This window comes from Kitasatospora sp. NPDC058184 (assembly GCF_042883725.1).
Lineage (GTDB): Bacteria > Actinomycetota > Actinomycetes > Streptomycetales > Streptomycetaceae > Kitasatospora.
The window spans coordinates 25,451-42,947 of record NZ_JBHVVE010000025.1; the positions used below are offsets into that span (position 1 = coordinate 25,451).

Consider the following 17,497-nt stretch of genomic DNA (forward strand, 5'->3'; position numbering starts at 1 on the left):
TGGTCTCCGTGGGGTGCGGTGCGGGAAGGGAGTGCCGGGCCCGCCGGCTCAGCCGGTCGCGGCGCCGTCGCCGCCGTCCACTGTGACGTCGCCGAAGGGGAGCAGCGGTTCCGCCCACGGGAAGACGTAGGTGAAGAGGAGGTAGACGATCCCCAGCACGAGGAGCAGCGAAATGACGGCCCGGACCAGGGTGTTCCCCGGGAGGTGACGCCAGATCCAGCCGTACATGGTGCTCCCTCGACGTAGCGGACTGGGTTAAAGAGTAGACCCGCCATGCGCGCCCGCGGGGCCGGTCCGCTACTGCTGGCCGCCCGCCGAACGCAGCTCGGTGGTGCCGGAGTAGCCGGGCAGGCTCAGCTCGCCGCTCTCCTGGACCTTCCAGCCCAGCCCGTACGCCTGGACGTACTGGAGGTAGTTGCGGACCGTCGGGTCCGCCTCGACGGCCGAGCGCAGGGTGTCCGTCCGCCCGACCGCCCTGACCACGTACGGCGGGGAGTAGACCCGGCCCTGGAGCAGCAGGGTGTTGCCGACGCAGCGGACGGCGCTGGTGGAGATCAGCCGCTGGTCCATCACCTGTACCCCTTCGGCGCCGCCCCGCCACAGCGCGTTGACGACGGCCTGGATGTCCTGCTGGTGGATGACCAGGTCGTTGACGCCGGGCTCGGGCACCCCCGGGATGCGCGCGGTGGCGTTCGGCGGGGCGTCGTTGAGGGTGACGGTCAGGCCGCCGCCCTGGAGCGGCTCCAGGGCCGCGCCGGAGCGCAGGCCGCCCAGCTGCGCGGCGTTGGCGGGGTCGTGGCCCTGCTGCTCGGTGAGCTGCTGGGCGCGGGCCTGGAGGTCGGCGAGCTGGGACTGCGCCTGCTGGTTCTGGGCGCTGCGCTGGCGGACCACGTCGCCGAGGCTGAGCAACGAGTTGTCGGTCCGCAGGTCGGTGCCGCGGGCGGTCTGCGCGCTGATGTAGAAGAGCAGTCCGGCGAGCGCGAAGACGGCGCAGGTCAGGGCACGTCCGACAATTCGGGTGCCGGAACGGCGGGTACGGGCCGGCTCAGGGGGAATCGACAAATTAGTCACCGTACCCTTATCTCCTCTAGACCCGCCGAGCCACTACGCTAACGGACGCCGGTGGCATGTGGCGGAGCGGTCCCCAGGACGTTTCTCCACAGCCGACCGCGGCCGATTCCACCCGCTGCACCCTGCGCGGTCTCACAGCGCATCGACAGGAGAGCTCCTCGTGCCGAAGTCTCGACTCCGCAAGAAGTCCGACTACACCCCGCCGACCACGGCCGCGGTGAAGATCAGTTCGGGCCGTGGTTGGGTCGCGCCGCTGATGCTCGCGCTGTTCCTGATCGGCCTGGTGTGGATCGTCACCTACTACGTGACCAGCGGCACCTACCCGGTCGAGAGCTGGCGCAACTGGAACATCCTGGTCGGCTTCGGCTTCATCGCCGCCGGCTTCGGCGTCTCCACCCAGTGGAAGTGACGCTCCGCCCGTCCTGAGGCTCGGCTTCGAGCCGTTTCCCGCCGCTCCGGATCGCTCGTCCCGGGGCGGCGGTCAGGCGTGCCCGGAGCCGGGCGGGAGCGCACCGGAATCCGGTCGGTTATCCCCACCATCGGACTGTCGGGCTTATCCACATGGTTATCCACACTGGGGAAAAGTCCCCCGAGCCTGTGGATAACTTTCCCCGGCGGGCCCGTCCACAGCTGTGCACAACTCCCCGGGAACAGGAGAACCGCACAGCAGGACACGCGTAGAACAACAGTCCACACCCGGGTGGTCGCACAGCCTGTGCACAACCCCGCACCCGCTGTGGACAAACGTCCGAGGGGTCAGGCCCCGTAGAGGGCCGTCCCGGCCAGCAGCATCCCCGCCTCGACCGCCACCGCGCCCGCCACCGTCAGCCCCTGCACCAGGCCGCGGCGCTCGCGCGGGGCGTACATCAGGCCGACCGCCGTCAGCGAGCCGAGCAGCAGGCCGCCGACGTGCGCCCGCCAGTCGACGCCCGGGCGGGAGAAGGTGACCACCAGGTTGAAGACCAGGAACGCCATCGCCGGGCCGAGCGGGCCCTTGTTCCGCAGCTGCAGCACGATCGTGGCGCCGATCAGCCCGAAGACCGCCCCGGAGGCGCCCACCGAGTTCATCCAGCCGCCGGCCACCAGGAAGGCGAAGGTGCTGCCGCCCAGGCCGGAGACCAGGTAGAGGGCCAGGAAGCGGAGCCGGCCGAGCGCCTCCTCCAGCGACGGGCCGAGCCAGTACAGCACCAGCATGTTCATCCCGACGTGCCACCACTCCAGGTGCAGGAAGGTGGCGGTCAGCAGCCGGTACCACTGGTCCGGGCCGTCGGCGATGCCCGCCGGGCCGCCGAGGATGTCCCGCCCGGCGCTGAACAGCGACCAGGTCTGGCCCAGCCGCGGGGTGAGCACGAAGGCGGCCAGCACCCAGACCACGATGTTGAGCCCGATCAGCACCCGGGTGACCAGCCCGCCGTCGGCGGCCAGGGCCCCGCCGAACCGGGTGGTCGCCTGCCGCGACCCGGTGTGGCCGTTGCCGACGCACTCGGGGCACTGGAAGCCCACCGAGGCGGTCACCATGCACTGCGGGCAGATCGGCCGCTCGCAGCGGGTGCAGGAGACCCCGGTGGGGGTCTGCGGGTGCCGGTAGCAGTCGGGCGGTCCGGCCTCCGGGGACCGGTCGACCGACGGCCTCGGCTCGTCCGGGAGCATCAGCGGGTCCCCTTCCCGTACACGACCTCCGAAACCGCCAGCCTACTGCCGCGCCCCCGCCCCCGGACCGGCTCCCCCACAGCCGGACCCGGCTTTCTCCGCCCCGCCGGGGGCCCTGTCCTCACGCCCGCCCCATCCGGCCCGCCCCGGCAGGGGCCCCGCGTACGGCCCACCCCGACATGCCTCCGGACAAATCAGCATGCATGATCAGCATTCAGGTGGATATGTGCATAAAGGACACCACCCAGGAGGAGAGACTCGTGAGCTTTTCGGATTCGGCCCGTGAGACGGCCACCAGGACCCGGGACACCGCCGCACAGTTCGCGGACGGCGCCAAGCAGCGCCTCGGCCCCGCCTTGGACGCCTTCGGTCCGAAGGCCGCACAGGCCGCCCACCACCTCCGCTGCCAGTACGACCGGCACCTCGCCCCCCAGTTCGGCCAGGCCTTCGCCAACCTGCCGCCGGAGGCCCAGCAGAACACCCTGAAGGCCCTCCACCGGGCCCAGGAGGCCGCTCTGGCGGCCCGCCTGTCCGCCGCCCGGGCCGCGGACCAGGCGCGCGCCACCGTCGGCCCCAGGGTCGCCCAGGCGGTCGAGGAGGCCCGCGCCACCGTCGGCCCGGTCGCCCACGAGGCCCAGGCCCGCGGCGCCGCCGCGCTGACCGCCCTCCAGGGCAACGTCAGCTCGGCCGAGATCAGCGAGCTGGCCGCCCGGAACGCCAGGAAGGAGCAGTGCAACCGCCTGGCCACCGGCCTCGCCGTGGCCGGCCTGCTGGCGATCGGTGGCGGCATCGTGGCCTGGCAGTGGTGGCGCCGGCACAGCAACCCGGAGTGGCTGGTCGAGCCCCCGGCCCCGCAGGAGCCCCGGCCGGCCGGCGCGCACGCCGCCTCCACGCCGGTGAACGGCTCCGGCCCGGAGGCCGTCGCCGAGTCGACGGACGGGTCCCCGACCGCCGGGAAGGACGGCCCCGCCGCCGAGGACGGCCCCGGGTCGCGCTGACCGTACGGGCGAGCGCCCGGAAACGCCGATCGGCCGCCGACCAGGATCCTGGTCGGCGGCCGATCGGCTACTGCTGTGGGCTGTGGAGCATAGGAGACTCGAACTCCTGACATCTGCCTTGCAAAGGCAGCGCTCTACCAACTGAGCTAATGCCCCTCGACGGCACCGCGCGCGTGCCAACGGGCACTAGCGTACCGGTTTCCGGCGCGATTCCCAGCGCCGTCCCCCCGGAACGGTGCCGTTCCAAGGGGTCGGCCGGTCCGGTTCGTCGACCGGGCCGGCCGGCCCGGGAGGCGCCGACGGGCGCCTCCGGAGTTCGTCGATCGTCAGATCGCCGGGGGCTCAGCGACCGGCCGGGACCGGGTCGGTGGCCTCGGTCCACAGGTCCTGCTCGGCGCGGTCCGCCTGGACCTGACGGTAGACAAAGAAGCCGCCGAGGGCGACCAGGGCGACCAGGAGAAGCTTCTTCACCGCGGGACCTCGTCCTTCTTGCGTTGGTGGACTCAAGAGCCGGATCCGGCCGGACTGACCGGGCCGACGAGTCCAGTTGTGTTTCGAGCGCGAACGGGCGGCCGGGTGCCAGACTGCCCTTGCGGCCGATGATACACACCGGTGTCCCAATCGTGACCAGCCACCGGTGCGGCCAACCCGGCGGTCCGGTCCCAGGATTGACGCCGCACCTCCTGGCGGGCGGTCCGACCGTGCCCGGACCGTCCCGCGCGCCCGCGGATCAGACCCGGCCCGCCGAGCCGTCCGCGGGTCCGCCCGCCGTCCCGTCCGCCGGGCGGCCCGGCGCCACCACCACGGCGGTGCCGTTCGCCAGGTCCACCCTGGTCCGCGGCGGCGCCCCCTCGCCCTCCTCGTCCCGCAGCATCAGGGTGCTGCGACGTTCGTCCAGCTCGTGCTGCTTGCCCGCGGCGAACTGCGCGTGCAGCTGCTCGAACCCGGTGGCCGAGATCTGCCCCTCCCGGCCCGTCCCCCGCCAGGGCACCCAGCGGGCGCGGCGCGCCCGCAGTGCCAGTTGATCGAGCGCGGCCAGCACCACCAGGGCGCAGACCAGTCCGGGGATGCTCATCGCCCAGAACACCGCCATGCCGTCACCAACCCTCCACCGTCCCTCCCCCGAGAACCGTCGGGAGGGGCGCGCGGTTCCCGGTCCGGCGGCGGGAACGCGGTGGGAACGCGGCGGGACGCGCGGAGGCAGCGCGGCGGGAAACGTCGAAGGGCCCGGAGTGGATCACTCCGGGCCCTTCGGGGAGGTGGGCCTAACAGGACTTGAACCTGTGGCCTCTTCCTTATCAGGGAAGCGCTCTAACCGTCTGAGCTATAGGCCCTCACCGATGAGAGATCGTACCGGATGCCGGCCGATCCACGGCCCCGCCCGATCTCAAGAACTGTCGAAGGGCCCGGAGTGGATCACTCCGGGCCCTTCGCGGTGGTGGGCCTAACAGGACTTGAACCTGTGGCCTCTTCCTTATCAGGGAAGCGCTCTAACCGTCTGAGCTATAGGCCCTTGCCGCACTGAAAGATTAGCGGACCGACGGCCGATCTCCCAAATCCGGGTCGGCCGGGGCTGCGGCGGCACCCCCCGCGACCAGCTGCGGCGCGCCCACGGAGGGGCGCAGCAGCCACTCCTCGCGGGTCGGCGGCAGGCCCGCCGCGCCCTCCTCGGTGCTGCGGACGGCGAGGACCTGGTTGATCCCGATCCGGTTCTGCTCGAAGGCGAGCGCGGAGGCCGCCATGTACAGCCGCCAGACCCGGGCCCGGCCGCGGCCGACCAGCCGGACCGCCTCCGTCCAGTGCGCCTCCAGGTTGGCCACCCACTCGCGCAGGGTCAGCCCGTAGTGCTCGCGCAGCGACTCGACGTCCCGGACCTCGAAGCCGGCCTCCTCCAGCCGGGCCACCGTGGACCCGACGGGGGAGAGCTCGCCGTCCGGGAAGACGTAGCGGTCGATGAAGGGGCTGGTGCGGTGCGGCACCCCGGGGATGTCGGGGCGGCGGGCGATCTGGTGGTTGAGCAGCCGGCCGCCGGGCACCAGCAGCCGGTACAGGCCCTCGGCGTAGACCCGGTACTGCTCGGAGCCGACGTGCTCGGCCATCCCGACGCTGGAGATCGCGTCGAAGGGCCCGTCGGTGATCTCCCGGTAGTCCTGGAGCCGGACCTCGACCCGGTCGGACAGCCCGGCCTCCTCGACCCTGGCGCGGGCCAGCGCGACCTGCTCCGTGGAGATGGAGACGCCGACCGCGGTGACCCCGTAGTGCTTCGCCGCGTGCAGCAGCAGCGAGCCCCATCCGCAGCCGACGTCCAGCAGGCGCATCCCGGGGCGCAGGCCGAGCTTGCGGCAGATCAGGTCGAGCTTGGCCTCCTGGGCCGCCTCCAGGCTCTTCGCCTCGGGCGCCCAGTAGGCGCACGAGTAGACCATCGAGGAGCCCAGCACGATCCGGTAGAAGTCGTTCCCGACGTCGTAGTGGTGGCTGATGGCCGCGCGGTCGCGGCTGCGGCTGTGCAGCCGCCCTGGGGCCCTGCGGACCTCCTCGCGGGGCGGCTCGGGCTCGAGGCCGACCGCCCCGGCCCGCAGCGCGGCGGCGAGCACCCGGCGGCCCTTGGGGCCGAGCGCCTCGCGCGGCCCGAGGGCCAGGGTGCGGACCTCCGGCCGCTCGGCGAAGCGGGCGACGGCGGAGAGCGTCTCGTACAGGTCGGTGCCGGGGGCGAGTTCCAGGTCCCCCGCGACGTAGGCCCGGGCCAGGCCCAGCTCGCCCGGCTGCCAGACCAGCCGGCGCAGCGCCCGGCGGTTGCGCAGGACCACGGTGGGCGCGCCCGGCGGCCCGGCGGTGCTGCCGTCCCAGGCCTGTACCCGCAGCGGTACCGGGACCCCCAACAGCCCTTCGAGGGCTTCGACCAGTTGACCTGCGAGCTTCGCCACCGCGCGCCTCCGTCCAGTCGTCCTGCGGAACCTCAGCTGACCCGGTCGGGCGGACCGGGGGCGGCCTGCGGCACTCCCAGGCGCGGGACGGGCGGCACCCAGCTTGTCCCACCGCGGCCGCCCGGTTTCCGGGTGGCACGCCGCGGGCGGCCGGCTGTCACCCGAAATGCCGACGGGCCCCACCCGCTGCAACAGCGGGTGGGGCCCGTGCATTCCGTCCGTGGACGGGGAGCTGAGCGAGCGTCAGGATCCGGCCGGGATCAGTCCTCCTCGGCCAGGGTGAGCTCGACACCGCCGGTGAAGCCGGCCGCCGCGTTGTAGATGAACGCGGAGAGCGTGGACAGGGCGGTCAGCAGGACGACGTCGACCACGGCGATCAGCGTGGTGAAGGTCATCACCTTGCCGAAGCCGACGTAGTCCATCAGGTTGAGGCCGCCGCTGCTGTCCGAGCCGGTGACGTCCTTGAGGGTCTTGGTCAGCGAGTCGAAGACGCCGAGCGAGTCCAGCGTCATCCACAGCACGGCCGCGGCCACGATGATGATGATGCCGACGGCCAGCGACAGCAGGAAGCTGACCTTCATCACCGACCACGGGTCCACCTTGGTCACCCGCAGCCGGGCCTTGCGGGTCCGGCCGAGGCCGGCCCCCCCGGTCGCGGCCGCGGGGGCACCGGCGGGGCGGCGCGCCGCCCCGGTGGGGGTGCCGCCGGCCGGGGTCGCCCCGACCGGGGTCCCGCCCGCCGGGGTGTGGCCCGGGCTCCGGGTGCCCCGGGCCGGGGTCGGCTGCCCCTTGGCGTACGTGGTCGGCTGCGAGAAGCCGGCCTGGCCGCTCGGCGGCGCGGGCGTCTGCCCCCCGTAGGTCGCACCGCTCTGGCCCGCTCCACCGGCCGGCGGCATCAGCGAGGTGGACGCGGCCGAGTGCTCGGTCGGCGGCTGCGGAACGCCGTACGCACCCCCGCCCTGCGCGCCCGGACGGCCGCCGGAGGTTCCTCCCGCAGCACCCGTGGCTCCACTCACCTGGTCCTCCCGCACTTCCCACCAGGACGGCGGCGCCGCCCTGCTTCGTCACTCGTCATCCAGCGCCCGGCGGGATTGCCCGGAACTGGTCGGCGTCCGGTGCCGCCGCATCCATACTCTGGACGCGGCGGCACCGGTCTGCGGTTCGGTTCAGGCCTCGACGTCTCCGTCGACCGCCGTCTCCGCTCCCTCGGCCGTCTCGGTGGACTCGGTACCCGCCACCTCGTCCTCCGCCGTCTCCTCGTCCTCGGCCTCCGCGTTGCGGGCCATGCCCACGACCGCGTCGCGCTTTCCGAGGTTGATCAGTTGGACGCCCATGGTGTCACGTCCGGTTTCACGAACCTCGGAAACCCTCGTGCGGATCACCCCACCCGAGAGGGTGATCGCCATGATCTCGTCGGATTCGTCGACCACGAGCGCGCCGACCAGCGAGCCCCGGCCCTCGACGATCTTCGCCGCCTTGGTGCCGTAGCCGCCGCGCCCCTGGACACGGTACTCGTCCACCCCGGTGCGCTTGGCGTAGCCGCCGTCCGTGGCGGTGAAGACGTAGGTGCCCGGACGGACGACGTTCATCGAGAGCAGTTCGTCGTCCTCGCGGAAGGCCATGCCCTTGACGCCGGAGGTGGCGCGGCCGGTCGGGCGCAGGGCGTCGTCGGTCGCGGTGAAGCGGATCGACTGGGCCTTCTTGGAGACCAGCAGCAGGTCGTCCTCGGCGGAGACCAGCTCGGCGCCGATCAGCTCGTCGTCCTGGCCCTCCTCGTCCTGGCGCAGGTTGATCGCGATCAGGCCGCCGGAGCGCGGCGAGTCGTAGTCCTTGAGCGCGGACTTCTTCACCAGGCCGGCCCGGGTGGCGAGGACCAGGTACGGCTTGTCCTCGTACGTCCGCACGGCCATCACCTGGGCGATGTGCTCGTCCGGCTGGAAGGCCAGCAGGTTGGCGACGTGCTGGCCGCGGGCGTCGCGCCCGGCGTCCGGCAGCTCGTAGCCCTTGGCGCGGTAGACCCGGCCCTTGTTGGTGAAGAACAGGATCCAGTTGTGGGTCGTCGTCACGAAGAAGTGGTCGACGATGTCGTCCTGCTTCAGCTGGGCACCGCGCACGCCCTTGCCGCCGCGCTTCTGCGAGCGGTAGAGGTCGGAGCGGGTCCGCTTGACGTAGCCGCCACGGGTGATCGTGACGACGATGTCCTCCTCGGCGATGAGGTCCTCGATGGAGAGGTCGCCGTCGGAGGGGATGAGGGTGGAGCGCCGCTCGTCGCCGTACTTGTCGACGATCGCGGTGAGCTCCTCGGAGATGATCTCCCGCTGGCGGACCGGCGAGGCCAGGATCGCGTTGTACTCGTCGATCTTGCGCTGGAGCTCGTCGTGCTCGTCCATGATCCGCTGGCGCTCGAGGGCGGCCAGTCGGCGCAGCTGCATCTCCAGGATCGCGTTGGCCTGGAGCTCGTCGATGTCGAGCAGGCCCATCAGGCCGGTGCGGGCGGCGTCGGCGCTGGCCGAGGCCCGGATCAGCGCGATGACCTCGTCGATCAGGTCCAGGGCCTTCAGCAGGGCGCGCAGGATGTGGGCGCGCTCCTCGGCCTTGCGCAGCCGGAAGGTGGTGCGCCGGACGATGACCTCGACCTGGTGGTTGACCCAGTGCCGGATGAAGGCGTCGAGCGACAGCGTGCGCGGCACGCCGTCGACCAGGGCCAGCATGTTGGCGCCGAAGTTGGTCTGCAGCTCGGTGTGCTTGTACAGGTTGTTCAGCACGACCTTGGCGACCGCGTCGCGCTTGAGCACGACCACCAGGCGGGTGCCGGTGCGGGACGAGGACTCGTCCCGGACGTCGGCGATGCCGGCGATCTTGCCGTCCTTGACCAGGTCGGCGATCTTCAGCGCGAGGTTGTCCGGGTTGACCTGGTACGGCAGCTCGGTGATCACCAGGCACTGGCGGCCCTGGATCTCCTCGACCTCGACCACGGCCCGCATGGTGACCGAGCCGCGGCCGGTGCGGTAGTAGTCGTCGATCCCGCGGCGGCCGACGATCAGCGCGCCGGTCGGGAAGTCGGGGCCCTTGATCCGCTCGACCAGGGCGTCCAGCAGCTCCTCGGCGGAGGCCTCCGGGTTCTCCAGGTACCAGAGCGCGCCGGAGGCGACCTCGCGGAGGTTGTGCGGCGGGATGTTGGTGGCCATGCCGACCGCGATGCCGGTGGCACCGTTGACCAGCAGGTTGGGGATGCGCGCGGGCAGGACGGTCGGCTCCTGCGAGCGGCCGTCGTAGTTGGGCGCGAAGTCGACGGTCTCCTCGTCGATGTCGCGCATCATCTCCATGGCCAGCGGCATCAGCTTGCACTCGGTGTAGCGCATCGCCGCCGCCGGGTCGTTGCCCGGGGAGCCGAAGTTGCCGTTGCCGTCCACCAGCGGCATCCGCAGCGACCACGGCTGGGCCAGGCGGACCACGGTGTCGTAGATCGAGGTGTCACCGTGCGGGTGGTAGTTGCCCATGACGTCGCCGACGACGCGGGCGCACTTGTAGTAGCCCTTCTCGGGCCGGTACCCGCCGTCGTACATCGCGTAGAGCACGCGGCGGTGCACCGGCTTGAGGCCGTCGCGGACCTCGGGGAGCGCCCGGCTGACGATCACGCTCATCGCGTAGTCGAGGTAGGAGCGCTGCATCTCGGTCTCGAGCTCGACCGGCTCGATCCGCATGGTCACCTGGGCGGTGCCCTCGGCTGCGGGGGTCTCGGGCTGTTCGCCTTCGGGACGGTTGTCGTCGACCACTGGTGGTCAGTTTCCTTTCACGCGGACTGGAACGTGCGGGGCCTGCGGTGCAGGCGTCACACGTCCAGGAAGCGAACGTCCTTGGCGTTGCGCTGGATGAAGGAGCGGCGCGCCTCGACGTCCTCGCCCATCAGCACGGAGAACAGCTCGTCGGCACGGGCGGCGTCCTCCAGGGTGACCTGGAGCAGCAGGCGGTGCTCGGCGTCCATGGTGGTGACCCGGAGCTCCTCGGCGTTCATCTCGCCGAGACCCTTGAAGCGCTGGATCGCGTCGTCCTTGGGCAGCCGGCGCCCGGCCTCCACCCCGGCCGCGATCAGCGCGTCGCGCTCGCGGTCGGAGTAGGCGTACTCGAAGTCGTCCTTGCCCCACTTGATCTTGTACAGCGGCGGCATGGCGAGGTAGACGTACCCGGACTCGACCAGCGGCCGCATGAAGCGGAACAGCAGGGTGAGCAGCAGGGTGCGGATGTGCTGTCCGTCGACGTCGGCGTCGGCCATCAGGACGATCTTGTGGTACCGCAGCTTGGACTCGTCGTAGTCCTCCTGGATGCCGCAGCCGAAGGCCGAGATGAGCGCCTGGACCTCGGTGTTCTGGAGGACCTTGTCGATCCGGGCCTTCTCGACGTTCAGGATCTTGCCGCGGATCGGCAGGATGGCCTGGGTGCGCGGGTCGCGGCCCTGCTTGGCCGAGCCGCCGGCGGAGTCACCCTCGACGATGAAGATCTCGCACTCGGACGGGTCCTTGGACTGGCAGTCCGAGAGCTTGCCCGGCAGCGAGGCGGACTCCAGCAGGCCCTTGCGGCGGGTCAGGTCGCGGGCCTTGCGGGCGGCGACGCGCGCGGTGGCGGCCTGGATGGACTTGCGGATGATGTCCGCGGCCTCGTTGGGGTTGCGGTCCAGCCAGTCGTTGAGGTGCTCGTGGACGACCTTCTGGACGAAGGTCTTGGCCTCGGTGTTGCCGAGCTTGTCCTTGGTCTGGCCCTCGAACTGGGGCTCGCCGAGCTTGACCGAGATGATCGCGGTCAGACCCTCGCGGATGTCCTCGCCGGAGAGGTTGTCGTCCTTCTCGCGGAGCAGCTTCTTGTCCCGCGCGTAGCGGTTGACCAGGCCGGTCAGCGCGGCGCGGAAGCCCTCCTCGTGGGTGCCGCCGCCGTGGGTGTGGATGGTGTTGGCGAAGCTGTAGACCCCCTCGGTGTAGGAGGAGTTCCACTGCATCGCGATCTCCACCGAGATCGCCTTGTCCTTGTCCTCCGCCTCGAAGTCGATCACCGAGGGGTGGACGACCTCGCCCTTGCGGGAGTTGAGGTGGGCGACGAAGTCGGCGATGCCGCCGTCGTACTTGTACGTGACGGTGAGCGGCTTGCCCTCCTCGTCCGCGTGCTCGGGGCGCTCGTCGGTCAGCGAGATCGACAGGCCCTTGTTGAGGAAGGCCATCTCCTGGAAGCGCCGGGAGAGCGTCTCGAAGGAGTAGACGGTGGTCTCGAAGATGTCGCCGTCGGCCCAGAAGGTCACCGTGGTGCCGGTGCGGTCGGTCTCCGCGCCCTTGACCAGGGGGGCGGTCGGCGCGCCCATCTTGTAGTCCTGGGTCCAGATGTGGCCGTCCCGGTGGATCTCCACCGAGAGCCGGGTGGACAGCGCGTTCACCACGGAGACGCCCACGCCGTGCAGACCGCCGGAGACGGCGTAGCCGCCGCCGCCGAACTTGCCGCCGGCGTGCAGGACGGTGAGCACGACCTCGACGGCGGGCTTGTCCTGGCCGGGGACGATGTCCACCGGGATGCCGCGGCCGTTGTCGACGCAGCGGATGGCGCCGTCGGCCATGATCGTGACGTCGATGGTGTCGGCGTGCCCGGCCATCGCCTCGTCGACGGAGTTGTCCACGACCTCCTGCACCAGGTGGTGCAGGCCGCGCTCGCCCGTCGAACCGATGTACATGCCGGGGCGCTTGCGGACGGCGTCGAGGCCTTCCAGCACCTGGATGTTGCTACCGGTGTAGGAAGCCTGCTCGGACTGGTCTGGGGTCTGGCTGGGGTTGCCGGAATCGGCCACGAAGCGCCCTCTCTGGCACAGCACGGGTCGCATGCCCACCCCGTACGGGCGGGCGTGCGACCACAGCGTTTCGACTCGGTTGCCACTAGCAACAGTGTTTGGCTTTCAGTCTACCGGTACGACTGACAGAGATGGGCGTTTGGCAGCCCTTGAGGGCAGATATGCCGCCCTGAATCCCCTCGGGACATGTCCCGATACTCGCCCGGGGGGCCCAGGGCGCCTGGAAGGGCTGTCAGGGGTTCCGGAAGATCGCCATCCGATCCGTGCCCCCGCCGGCCGTCCGAGGTCCCGGTCAGCCCCAGGTGTCGCCCGGCCCCTTGCTCCCGGGCGCGCGCAGCCGGCCGTAGCCGCGGGCGGGCGCCGCGGGGCCGAGCACCTTGATGGTCCGGACCGTCCCGTGGCCCAGTTCGTGGTTCAGACGGGCCACCAACTGCCGTGCCAGCCAGCGTAGTTGGGTGGCCCAGGCGGTGGAGTCGCACTGCACGGTGAGCACCGCGGCGGCCTCGTCGTAGGAGGAGGGGTGGCAGTGCGCGGCGATGTCCGGGCCGACGATCTGCGGCCAGCGGCCCATCACCCCGCCGACGGCGGCCGAGGACTCCCAGCCGCGCTCGGTCAGCAGCCGGTTGAGCGCCGCGCCCAGCGGGACCGGGTCGCGGCCGTCCGAGCGGGCGCCGCTGCGCAGGCCGTGCCGCTTCGCCTCGCGCTTCTCCCGGACCTGCTCGCCGCGCTGACGGGCCTGGGCCCGGGCCGCGCGCAGCGCGGAGCGGGCGAGGTCGGCACCGGTCGGCGCCGGGGCACCGGGCTCGGGGGAGTGCTCCGCCGGCTCGCTCACGGCGATCTCCTTTCCCCAGCCTGTGGACAACGGTCGCGGTCGCGCGCCCGCCGAGCCGTCCAGCCTACGGGAGCCGCCGGGCCCCTCGGGCCGGGGCGGGGGCGCGCGGTGCGCGGAAGCGGTCGCGGTCCGGTGACGGCGGTGTGGTGGTGCGGGTGGAGGGGTGTGCAGCGGTGCGGGCGCGGGGGCGCGGTCAGGCGTCGACCCGGCGCACCGCGCCGTCGGAGACCGCGAACCGGGCGCCGGCCAGCGCCTTCGGCACGTCCTCGGCGACCGCCGCGGTCACCAGCACCTGCTCGCCGCCGGCCACCAGCTCGGCCAGCCGGTCCCGGCGGGCGGCGTCCAGCTCGGCGAACACGTCGTCCAGGATCAGCACCGGCTCGCCGCCGTCGGCGCGCAGCAGCTCGTACGAGGCCAGCCGCAGCGCCAGCGCGAACGACCAGGACTCGCCGTGGCTGGCGTAGCCCTTGGCGGGCAGCGGGCCGAGCTTGAGCCCCAGCTCGTCGCGGTGCGGGCCGACCAGGGTGACACCGCGCTCGACCTCCTGCTTGCGGACCGCCTGCAGCGCGTTCAGCAGCTGCTCCTCGGCCTGCTCACGGCTGGTCGGCAGCTCGCCCTCGAAGGAGCTGCGGTACTCCAGGGCGGTCTCGCCGCCGCCGGGGGCCAGCTGCCCGTACGCGGCCGCCACCAGGGGCTGCAGGGCGGCCACCAGCTGGATCCGGAAGGCCGTCAACTCGGCGCCGGCGCGGGCCAGATGGCCGTCCCAGACCTCCAGGGTGGACAGGTCCGCGCCCTTGCCGCCGCCGGCCCGGCGGGCCATCGCGGCGGTCTTCAGCAGGGCGTTGCGCTGCTTGAGCACCCGCTCGTAGTCCTGCCGCACCCCGGCCAGCCGGGGTGCCCGGGCGGTCAGCAGCTCGTCCAGGAAGCGCCGCCGCTCACCCGGGTCGCCCTTGACCAGGCTGAGGTCCTCGGGGGCGAACAGCACGGTGCGCAGCAGGCCCAGGACGTCCCGCGGGCGGACGTTGTCGGAGCGGTTGATCCGGGCCCGGTTGGCCTTGCCCGGGGTGAGCTCCAGCTCGATCAGGGTGGACCGGCCGCGGTCCACCACCGAGGTGCGGACCACCGCCCGCTCGGCGCCCAGCCGGATCAGCGGGGCGTCGGTGGCGACCCGGTGGCTGCCCAGGGTGGCCACGTAGCCGATCGCCTCGACCAGGTTGGTCTTGCCCTGGCCGTTGGGCCCCACGAAGGCGGTCACGCCCGGGTCGAGGGGAACCTCGGCCCGGGCGTACGACCGGAAGTCGGCGAGCGACAGGTGCGCGACGTGCATGGCTGTGGACTGCGCCCGCCTTCTTGGGGAGGACCTGCTGGTTACTTGGACTCGACCGCGTGGCCGCCGAACTGGTTGCGCAGCGCGGCGATCATCTTCATCTGCGGCGAGTCCTCCTGGCGGGAGGCGAAGCGGGCGAACAGCGAGGCGGTGATCGCCGGCAGCGGCACGGCGTGGTCGATCGCGGCCTCGACGGTCCAGCGGCCCTCGCCGGAGTCGGCGGCCCAGCCGCGCAGCTTGTCCAGGTGCTCGTCCTCGTCCAGGGCGCGGACGGCCAGGTCCAGCAGCCAGGAGCGGATGACGGTGCCCTCCTGCCAGCTGCGGAAGACGTCGCGCACATCGGTGACCTCGGGGGCGGCCTCCAGCAGCTCCCAGCCCTCGGCGAAGGCCTGCATCATCGCGTACTCGATGCCGTTGTGGACCATCTTGGCGAAGTGGCCGGCGCCCACCGCGCCCGCGTGCACCGAGCCGAACTCGCCCTCGGGCTTGAGGGCGTCGAAGACCGGCTGGGCCTTCGCGACGTGCTCGGCGTCGCCGCCGTACATCAGCGCGTAGCCGTTCTCCAGGCCCCAGACGCCGCCGGAGACGCCGCAGTCCACGAAGCCGATGCCCTTGGCGGCCAGCGCCTCGGCGTGCTTGACGTCGTCGGTCCAGCGGGAGTTGCCGCCGTCGACCACCACGTCGCCGGGGGAGAGCAGCTCGGCGAGCTCGTCGACGGTCGCCTGGGTGGCGGCGCCCGCCGGGACCATGACCCAGACCACGCGCGGGCCCTGGAGCTTGCTGACGAGCTCCTGGAGGCTCTCGACGTCGGAGATGTCAGGGTTGCGGTCGTAGCCGATGACGGTGTGGCCGGCGCGGCGGATCCGCTCGCGCATGTTGCCGCCCATCTTGCCGAGACCGATGAGGCCGAGCTCCATGACCAAGTCCTTACCTGTGGTGACGTGCCTGCCGGCGGCGCCGTTGCCGCACTCCTTGAGCCTACGCGCTGGAGCGGCCCCGCCCGGCTGCGGTCGGGGCCGGCCGGGGGAGACGGCCACAGGCTGTGCACAGCGGGTGTGCACAGCCTGTGGACGAAGGACGGGCGGGATCAGCCGGAGAGGCGGACCGGCATGATCAGGTACTGGTAGGCCTTGTCCTCCTCGGCGTCCACCGAGACCTTGCCGCTGAGCAGCGCGGGCTTGGTCGGGGTGGTGAAGCTGAGCTGGGCGAAGGGGGAGTCGATGGCCTTGAGGCCCTCCTCCAGGTAGCCCGGGTTGAACGCGATCGAGATGGCGTCGCCCTCCAGGGAGGCCTCGATCCGCTCGGTGGCCTGGGCGTCGTCGCCCGAACCGGCCTCCAGCGTCAGCACGCCCTCCTCGAAGTTGAGGCGGACCGGGGTGTTGCGCTCGGCGACCAGCGAGACGCGCTTGAGCGCCTCCAGGAAGGGCTGGGTCTGGATCGCGGCGATCGCGTTGAACTCGGTCGGGAAGAGGCTGCGGAACTTGGGGAACTCGCCCTCCAGCAGCCGGGTGGTCGTCCGGCGGCCGGCGCCCTCGAAGCCGATCAGGCCCTCGCCCGCGCCGCCCGAGGAGAGCGCGATGGAGACGTTGTCGCCGCTGCCCAGGGACTTGGCGATGTCCTGGAGGGTCTTGGCGGGGACCAGCGCGACGGCGGAGATGTCCGACTGCTCGGGCTTCCACAGCAGCTCGCGGACGGCGAAGCGGTAGCGGTCGGTGGCGGCCAGGGTGATCCGGTCGCCCTCGATCTCGACCCGGACACCGGTGAGCACCGGGAGGGTGTCGTCCCGGCCGGCGGCGACCGCGGCCTGGCTGACGGCCGAGGCGAAGACGTCGCCGGAGACGGTGCCGGTGGCGGTCGGCATCTGGGGCAGCGCCGGGTACTCGTCCACCGGGAGGGTGGGGAGGGTGAACCGGGAGCTGCCGCAGACCACGCTGACCCGCTGGCCGTCGGTGGAGATCTCCACCGGCCGGTTGGGGAGGTTGCGGGAGATGTCGTTCAGCAGCCGGCCGGAGACCAGGACGGTGCCGGGCTCCTCGACGTCCGCCTCCAGCTCGACCCGGGCCGAGACCTCGTAGTCGAAGCCGGACAGCGCCAGGCTGCCCTCCTGCGCGGTCAGCAGCAGGCCGGCCAGCACCGGCACCGGCGGCCGTGCCGGGAGGCTGCGGGCAGCCCAGGCCACCGCCTCCGCGAGGACGTCACGCTCCACCCGGAACTTCACCGGTAACCGCCTCCTGGATCGAGCGCTCCCGCTCGCACTCTGGTTCGTCTGATCTTGATCGTCGGTTCGGCTGTCCACCGAGCTCGGTCACTCCGCTTCCAGTCGCAAGGACAGTCTGACGTACTCCGCCGACAGACGGGGCAGACGGGCGGAAGCGACCCGAACTGTTGTCGGGGCCCGGTTGTCCACAGATTCGGGGCCCACCCACTTTGAAAGCAAGTCCGGGGTCTAAATGTGTAGTGGTAGTAGTAGGGCCTGTGGAAACCGTGGATAACCCTGTTTCCGCAGGTCAGAGCCCGAATTTTGTCCACAGCGGGTGTGGACGGCGGCTGTGGACGGGCAGGCCGCGCTGTGGACAGCCGAGCGTTACCCACAGGGCACGCAGGGTATCCACAGGTTATCCCCAGGGCTGTCCCCAGATCCGGGCCCGGTTATCCACGGGCGCCGGTCAACTTTACGTGACGCCTTTCACACCAGGGTATGAACGCCAGCCCACGGTTGTCGAACTGTGGACGCCGCTGTGGACAACCTGGGGATAACCGGCCCTCCCCTGGGGACAACCGGTGGATAACCCGGACGGCCCACTGTGGACCCGTCAATTGTCCACACCCTGTGGATAACCGTTGTGCACAAGTCCACAGGCACCTGACCTG

At 71.7% G+C, this 17,497-nt stretch carries 15 protein-coding genes and 3 tRNA genes; 2 read left to right on the forward strand and 16 right to left on the reverse strand.

Translation table 11 applies throughout. From position 1 onward, the window contains the following. Window positions 1-48: 48 nt before the first annotated feature. Both ACFVXH_RS33870 and ACFVXH_RS33875 read right to left on the reverse strand, forming a co-directional pair. Window positions 49-228, reverse strand: coding sequence for a hypothetical protein (locus ACFVXH_RS33870; protein ID WP_049656795.1), 180 nt, complete (start codon window positions 226-228; stop codon window positions 49-51). A 69-nt stretch (window positions 229-297) separates the two neighbouring features. Continuing rightward, window positions 298-1,062, reverse strand: a complete 765-nt coding sequence (locus ACFVXH_RS33875; RefSeq protein WP_380745407.1) for a DUF881 domain-containing protein — start codon at window positions 1,060-1,062, stop codon at window positions 298-300. Between the two features lie 169 nt (window positions 1,063-1,231). Here ACFVXH_RS33875 and crgA point away from each other — a divergent pair, with 169 nt between their 5' ends. After that, on the forward strand, window positions 1,232-1,480 hold the full coding sequence (gene crgA / locus ACFVXH_RS33880) for a cell division protein CrgA (protein WP_049656797.1): 249 nt from the start codon (window positions 1,232-1,234) through the stop codon (window positions 1,478-1,480). A 347-nt stretch (window positions 1,481-1,827) separates the two neighbouring features. Here the strand turns inward: crgA and ACFVXH_RS33885 are convergent, their stop codons facing one another. Beyond that, window positions 1,828-2,721, reverse strand: coding sequence for a rhomboid family intramembrane serine protease (locus tag ACFVXH_RS33885; protein WP_049656798.1), 894 nt, complete (start codon window positions 2,719-2,721; stop codon window positions 1,828-1,830). Between the two features lie 260 nt (window positions 2,722-2,981). Here ACFVXH_RS33885 and ACFVXH_RS33890 point away from each other — a divergent pair, with 260 nt between their 5' ends. Further along, window positions 2,982-3,719 carry a DUF5324 family protein gene (locus ACFVXH_RS33890; protein ID WP_074001946.1) on the forward strand — a complete coding sequence of 246 codons (738 nt, stop codon included), beginning with the start codon at window positions 2,982-2,984 and terminating at the stop codon, window positions 3,717-3,719. 83 nt (window positions 3,720-3,802) lie between these two features. Here ACFVXH_RS33890 and ACFVXH_RS33895 read toward each other — a convergent pair. The 13 genes from ACFVXH_RS33895 to dnaN form a co-directional block, all read right to left on the reverse strand. Continuing rightward, window positions 3,803-3,875, reverse strand: a tRNA-Ala gene (locus tag ACFVXH_RS33895). Window positions 3,876-4,061: 186 nt separating this feature from the next. Further along, window positions 4,062-4,190: a DLW-39 family protein gene (locus tag ACFVXH_RS33900; protein ID WP_014137031.1), complete on the reverse strand. Its 129-nt coding sequence runs from the start codon at window positions 4,188-4,190 to the stop codon at window positions 4,062-4,064. A 259-nt stretch (window positions 4,191-4,449) separates the two neighbouring features. Then, window positions 4,450-4,812, reverse strand: coding sequence for a DUF6191 domain-containing protein (locus tag ACFVXH_RS33905; RefSeq protein ID WP_117488751.1), 363 nt, complete (start codon window positions 4,810-4,812; stop codon window positions 4,450-4,452). Window positions 4,813-4,979: 167 nt separating this feature from the next. Beyond that, a tRNA-Ile gene (locus ACFVXH_RS33910) sits at window positions 4,980-5,053 on the reverse strand. A gap of 102 nt (window positions 5,054-5,155) precedes the next feature. Next, a tRNA-Ile gene (locus tag ACFVXH_RS33915) sits at window positions 5,156-5,232 on the reverse strand. Between the two features lie 16 nt (window positions 5,233-5,248). Next, window positions 5,249-6,643, reverse strand: coding sequence for a cyclopropane-fatty-acyl-phospholipid synthase family protein (locus tag ACFVXH_RS33920; RefSeq protein WP_074001901.1), 1,395 nt, complete (start codon window positions 6,641-6,643; stop codon window positions 5,249-5,251). Window positions 6,644-6,903: 260 nt separating this feature from the next. Then, entirely contained in the window at window positions 6,904-7,659 is a 756-nt protein-coding gene (locus ACFVXH_RS33925) for a DUF3566 domain-containing protein (protein ID WP_074002160.1), read from the reverse strand. 150 nt (window positions 7,660-7,809) lie between these two features. Beyond that, the gene (gyrA, locus tag ACFVXH_RS33930; protein ID WP_049654618.1) at window positions 7,810-10,419 is read right to left on the reverse strand and encodes a DNA gyrase subunit A; all 2,610 of its coding nucleotides are present in this window, start codon (window positions 10,417-10,419) and stop codon (window positions 7,810-7,812) included. A 56-nt stretch (window positions 10,420-10,475) separates the two neighbouring features. Then, window positions 10,476-12,500 (reverse strand): DNA topoisomerase (ATP-hydrolyzing) subunit B, encoded by a 2,025-nt coding sequence (gene gyrB, locus ACFVXH_RS33935; RefSeq protein WP_369808323.1) that lies wholly within the window; start codon window positions 12,498-12,500, stop codon window positions 10,476-10,478. A gap of 259 nt (window positions 12,501-12,759) precedes the next feature. Further along, entirely contained in the window at window positions 12,760-13,299 is a 540-nt protein-coding gene (locus tag ACFVXH_RS33940) for a DUF721 domain-containing protein (protein ID WP_049654619.1), read from the reverse strand. Window positions 13,300-13,492: 193 nt separating this feature from the next. Then, a complete protein-coding gene (gene recF / locus ACFVXH_RS33945; RefSeq protein WP_049654621.1) occupies window positions 13,493-14,626 on the reverse strand; it encodes a DNA replication/repair protein RecF in 1,134 nt (377 codons plus the stop codon). A gap of 41 nt (window positions 14,627-14,667) precedes the next feature. Then, on the reverse strand, window positions 14,668-15,543 hold the full coding sequence (gene gnd / locus ACFVXH_RS33950) for a phosphogluconate dehydrogenase (NAD(+)-dependent, decarboxylating) (protein ID WP_049654622.1): 876 nt from the start codon (window positions 15,541-15,543) through the stop codon (window positions 14,668-14,670). A gap of 170 nt (window positions 15,544-15,713) precedes the next feature. After that, window positions 15,714-16,844 carry a DNA polymerase III subunit beta gene (gene dnaN, locus ACFVXH_RS33955; RefSeq protein WP_387829709.1) on the reverse strand — a complete coding sequence of 377 codons (1,131 nt, stop codon included), beginning with the start codon at window positions 16,842-16,844 and terminating at the stop codon, window positions 15,714-15,716. Window positions 16,845-17,497 lie beyond the last annotated feature (653 nt).

What these genes read in the sequence shown, in the direction of transcription:
- ACFVXH_RS33870 (WP_049656795.1), bottom strand. Translation starts at nt 228, where the DNA reads ATGTACGGCTGGATCTGGCGTCACCTCCCGGGGAACACCCTGGTCCGG.
- ACFVXH_RS33885 (WP_049656798.1), bottom strand. Translation starts at nt 2,721, where the DNA reads ATGCTCCCGGACGAGCCGAGGCCGTCGGTCGACCGGTCCCCGGAGGCC.
- ACFVXH_RS33905 (WP_117488751.1), bottom strand. Translation starts at nt 4,812, where the DNA reads ATGGCGGTGTTCTGGGCGATGAGCATCCCCGGACTGGTCTGCGCCCTG.
- gyrB (WP_369808323.1), bottom strand. Translation starts at nt 12,500, where the DNA reads ATGCGACCCGTGCTGTGCCAGAGAGGGCGCTTCGTGGCCGATTCCGGC.
- recF (WP_049654621.1), bottom strand. Translation starts at nt 14,626, where the DNA reads ATGCACGTCGCGCACCTGTCGCTCGCCGACTTCCGGTCGTACGCCCGG.
- gnd (WP_049654622.1), bottom strand. Translation starts at nt 15,543, where the DNA reads ATGGAGCTCGGCCTCATCGGTCTCGGCAAGATGGGCGGCAACATGCGC.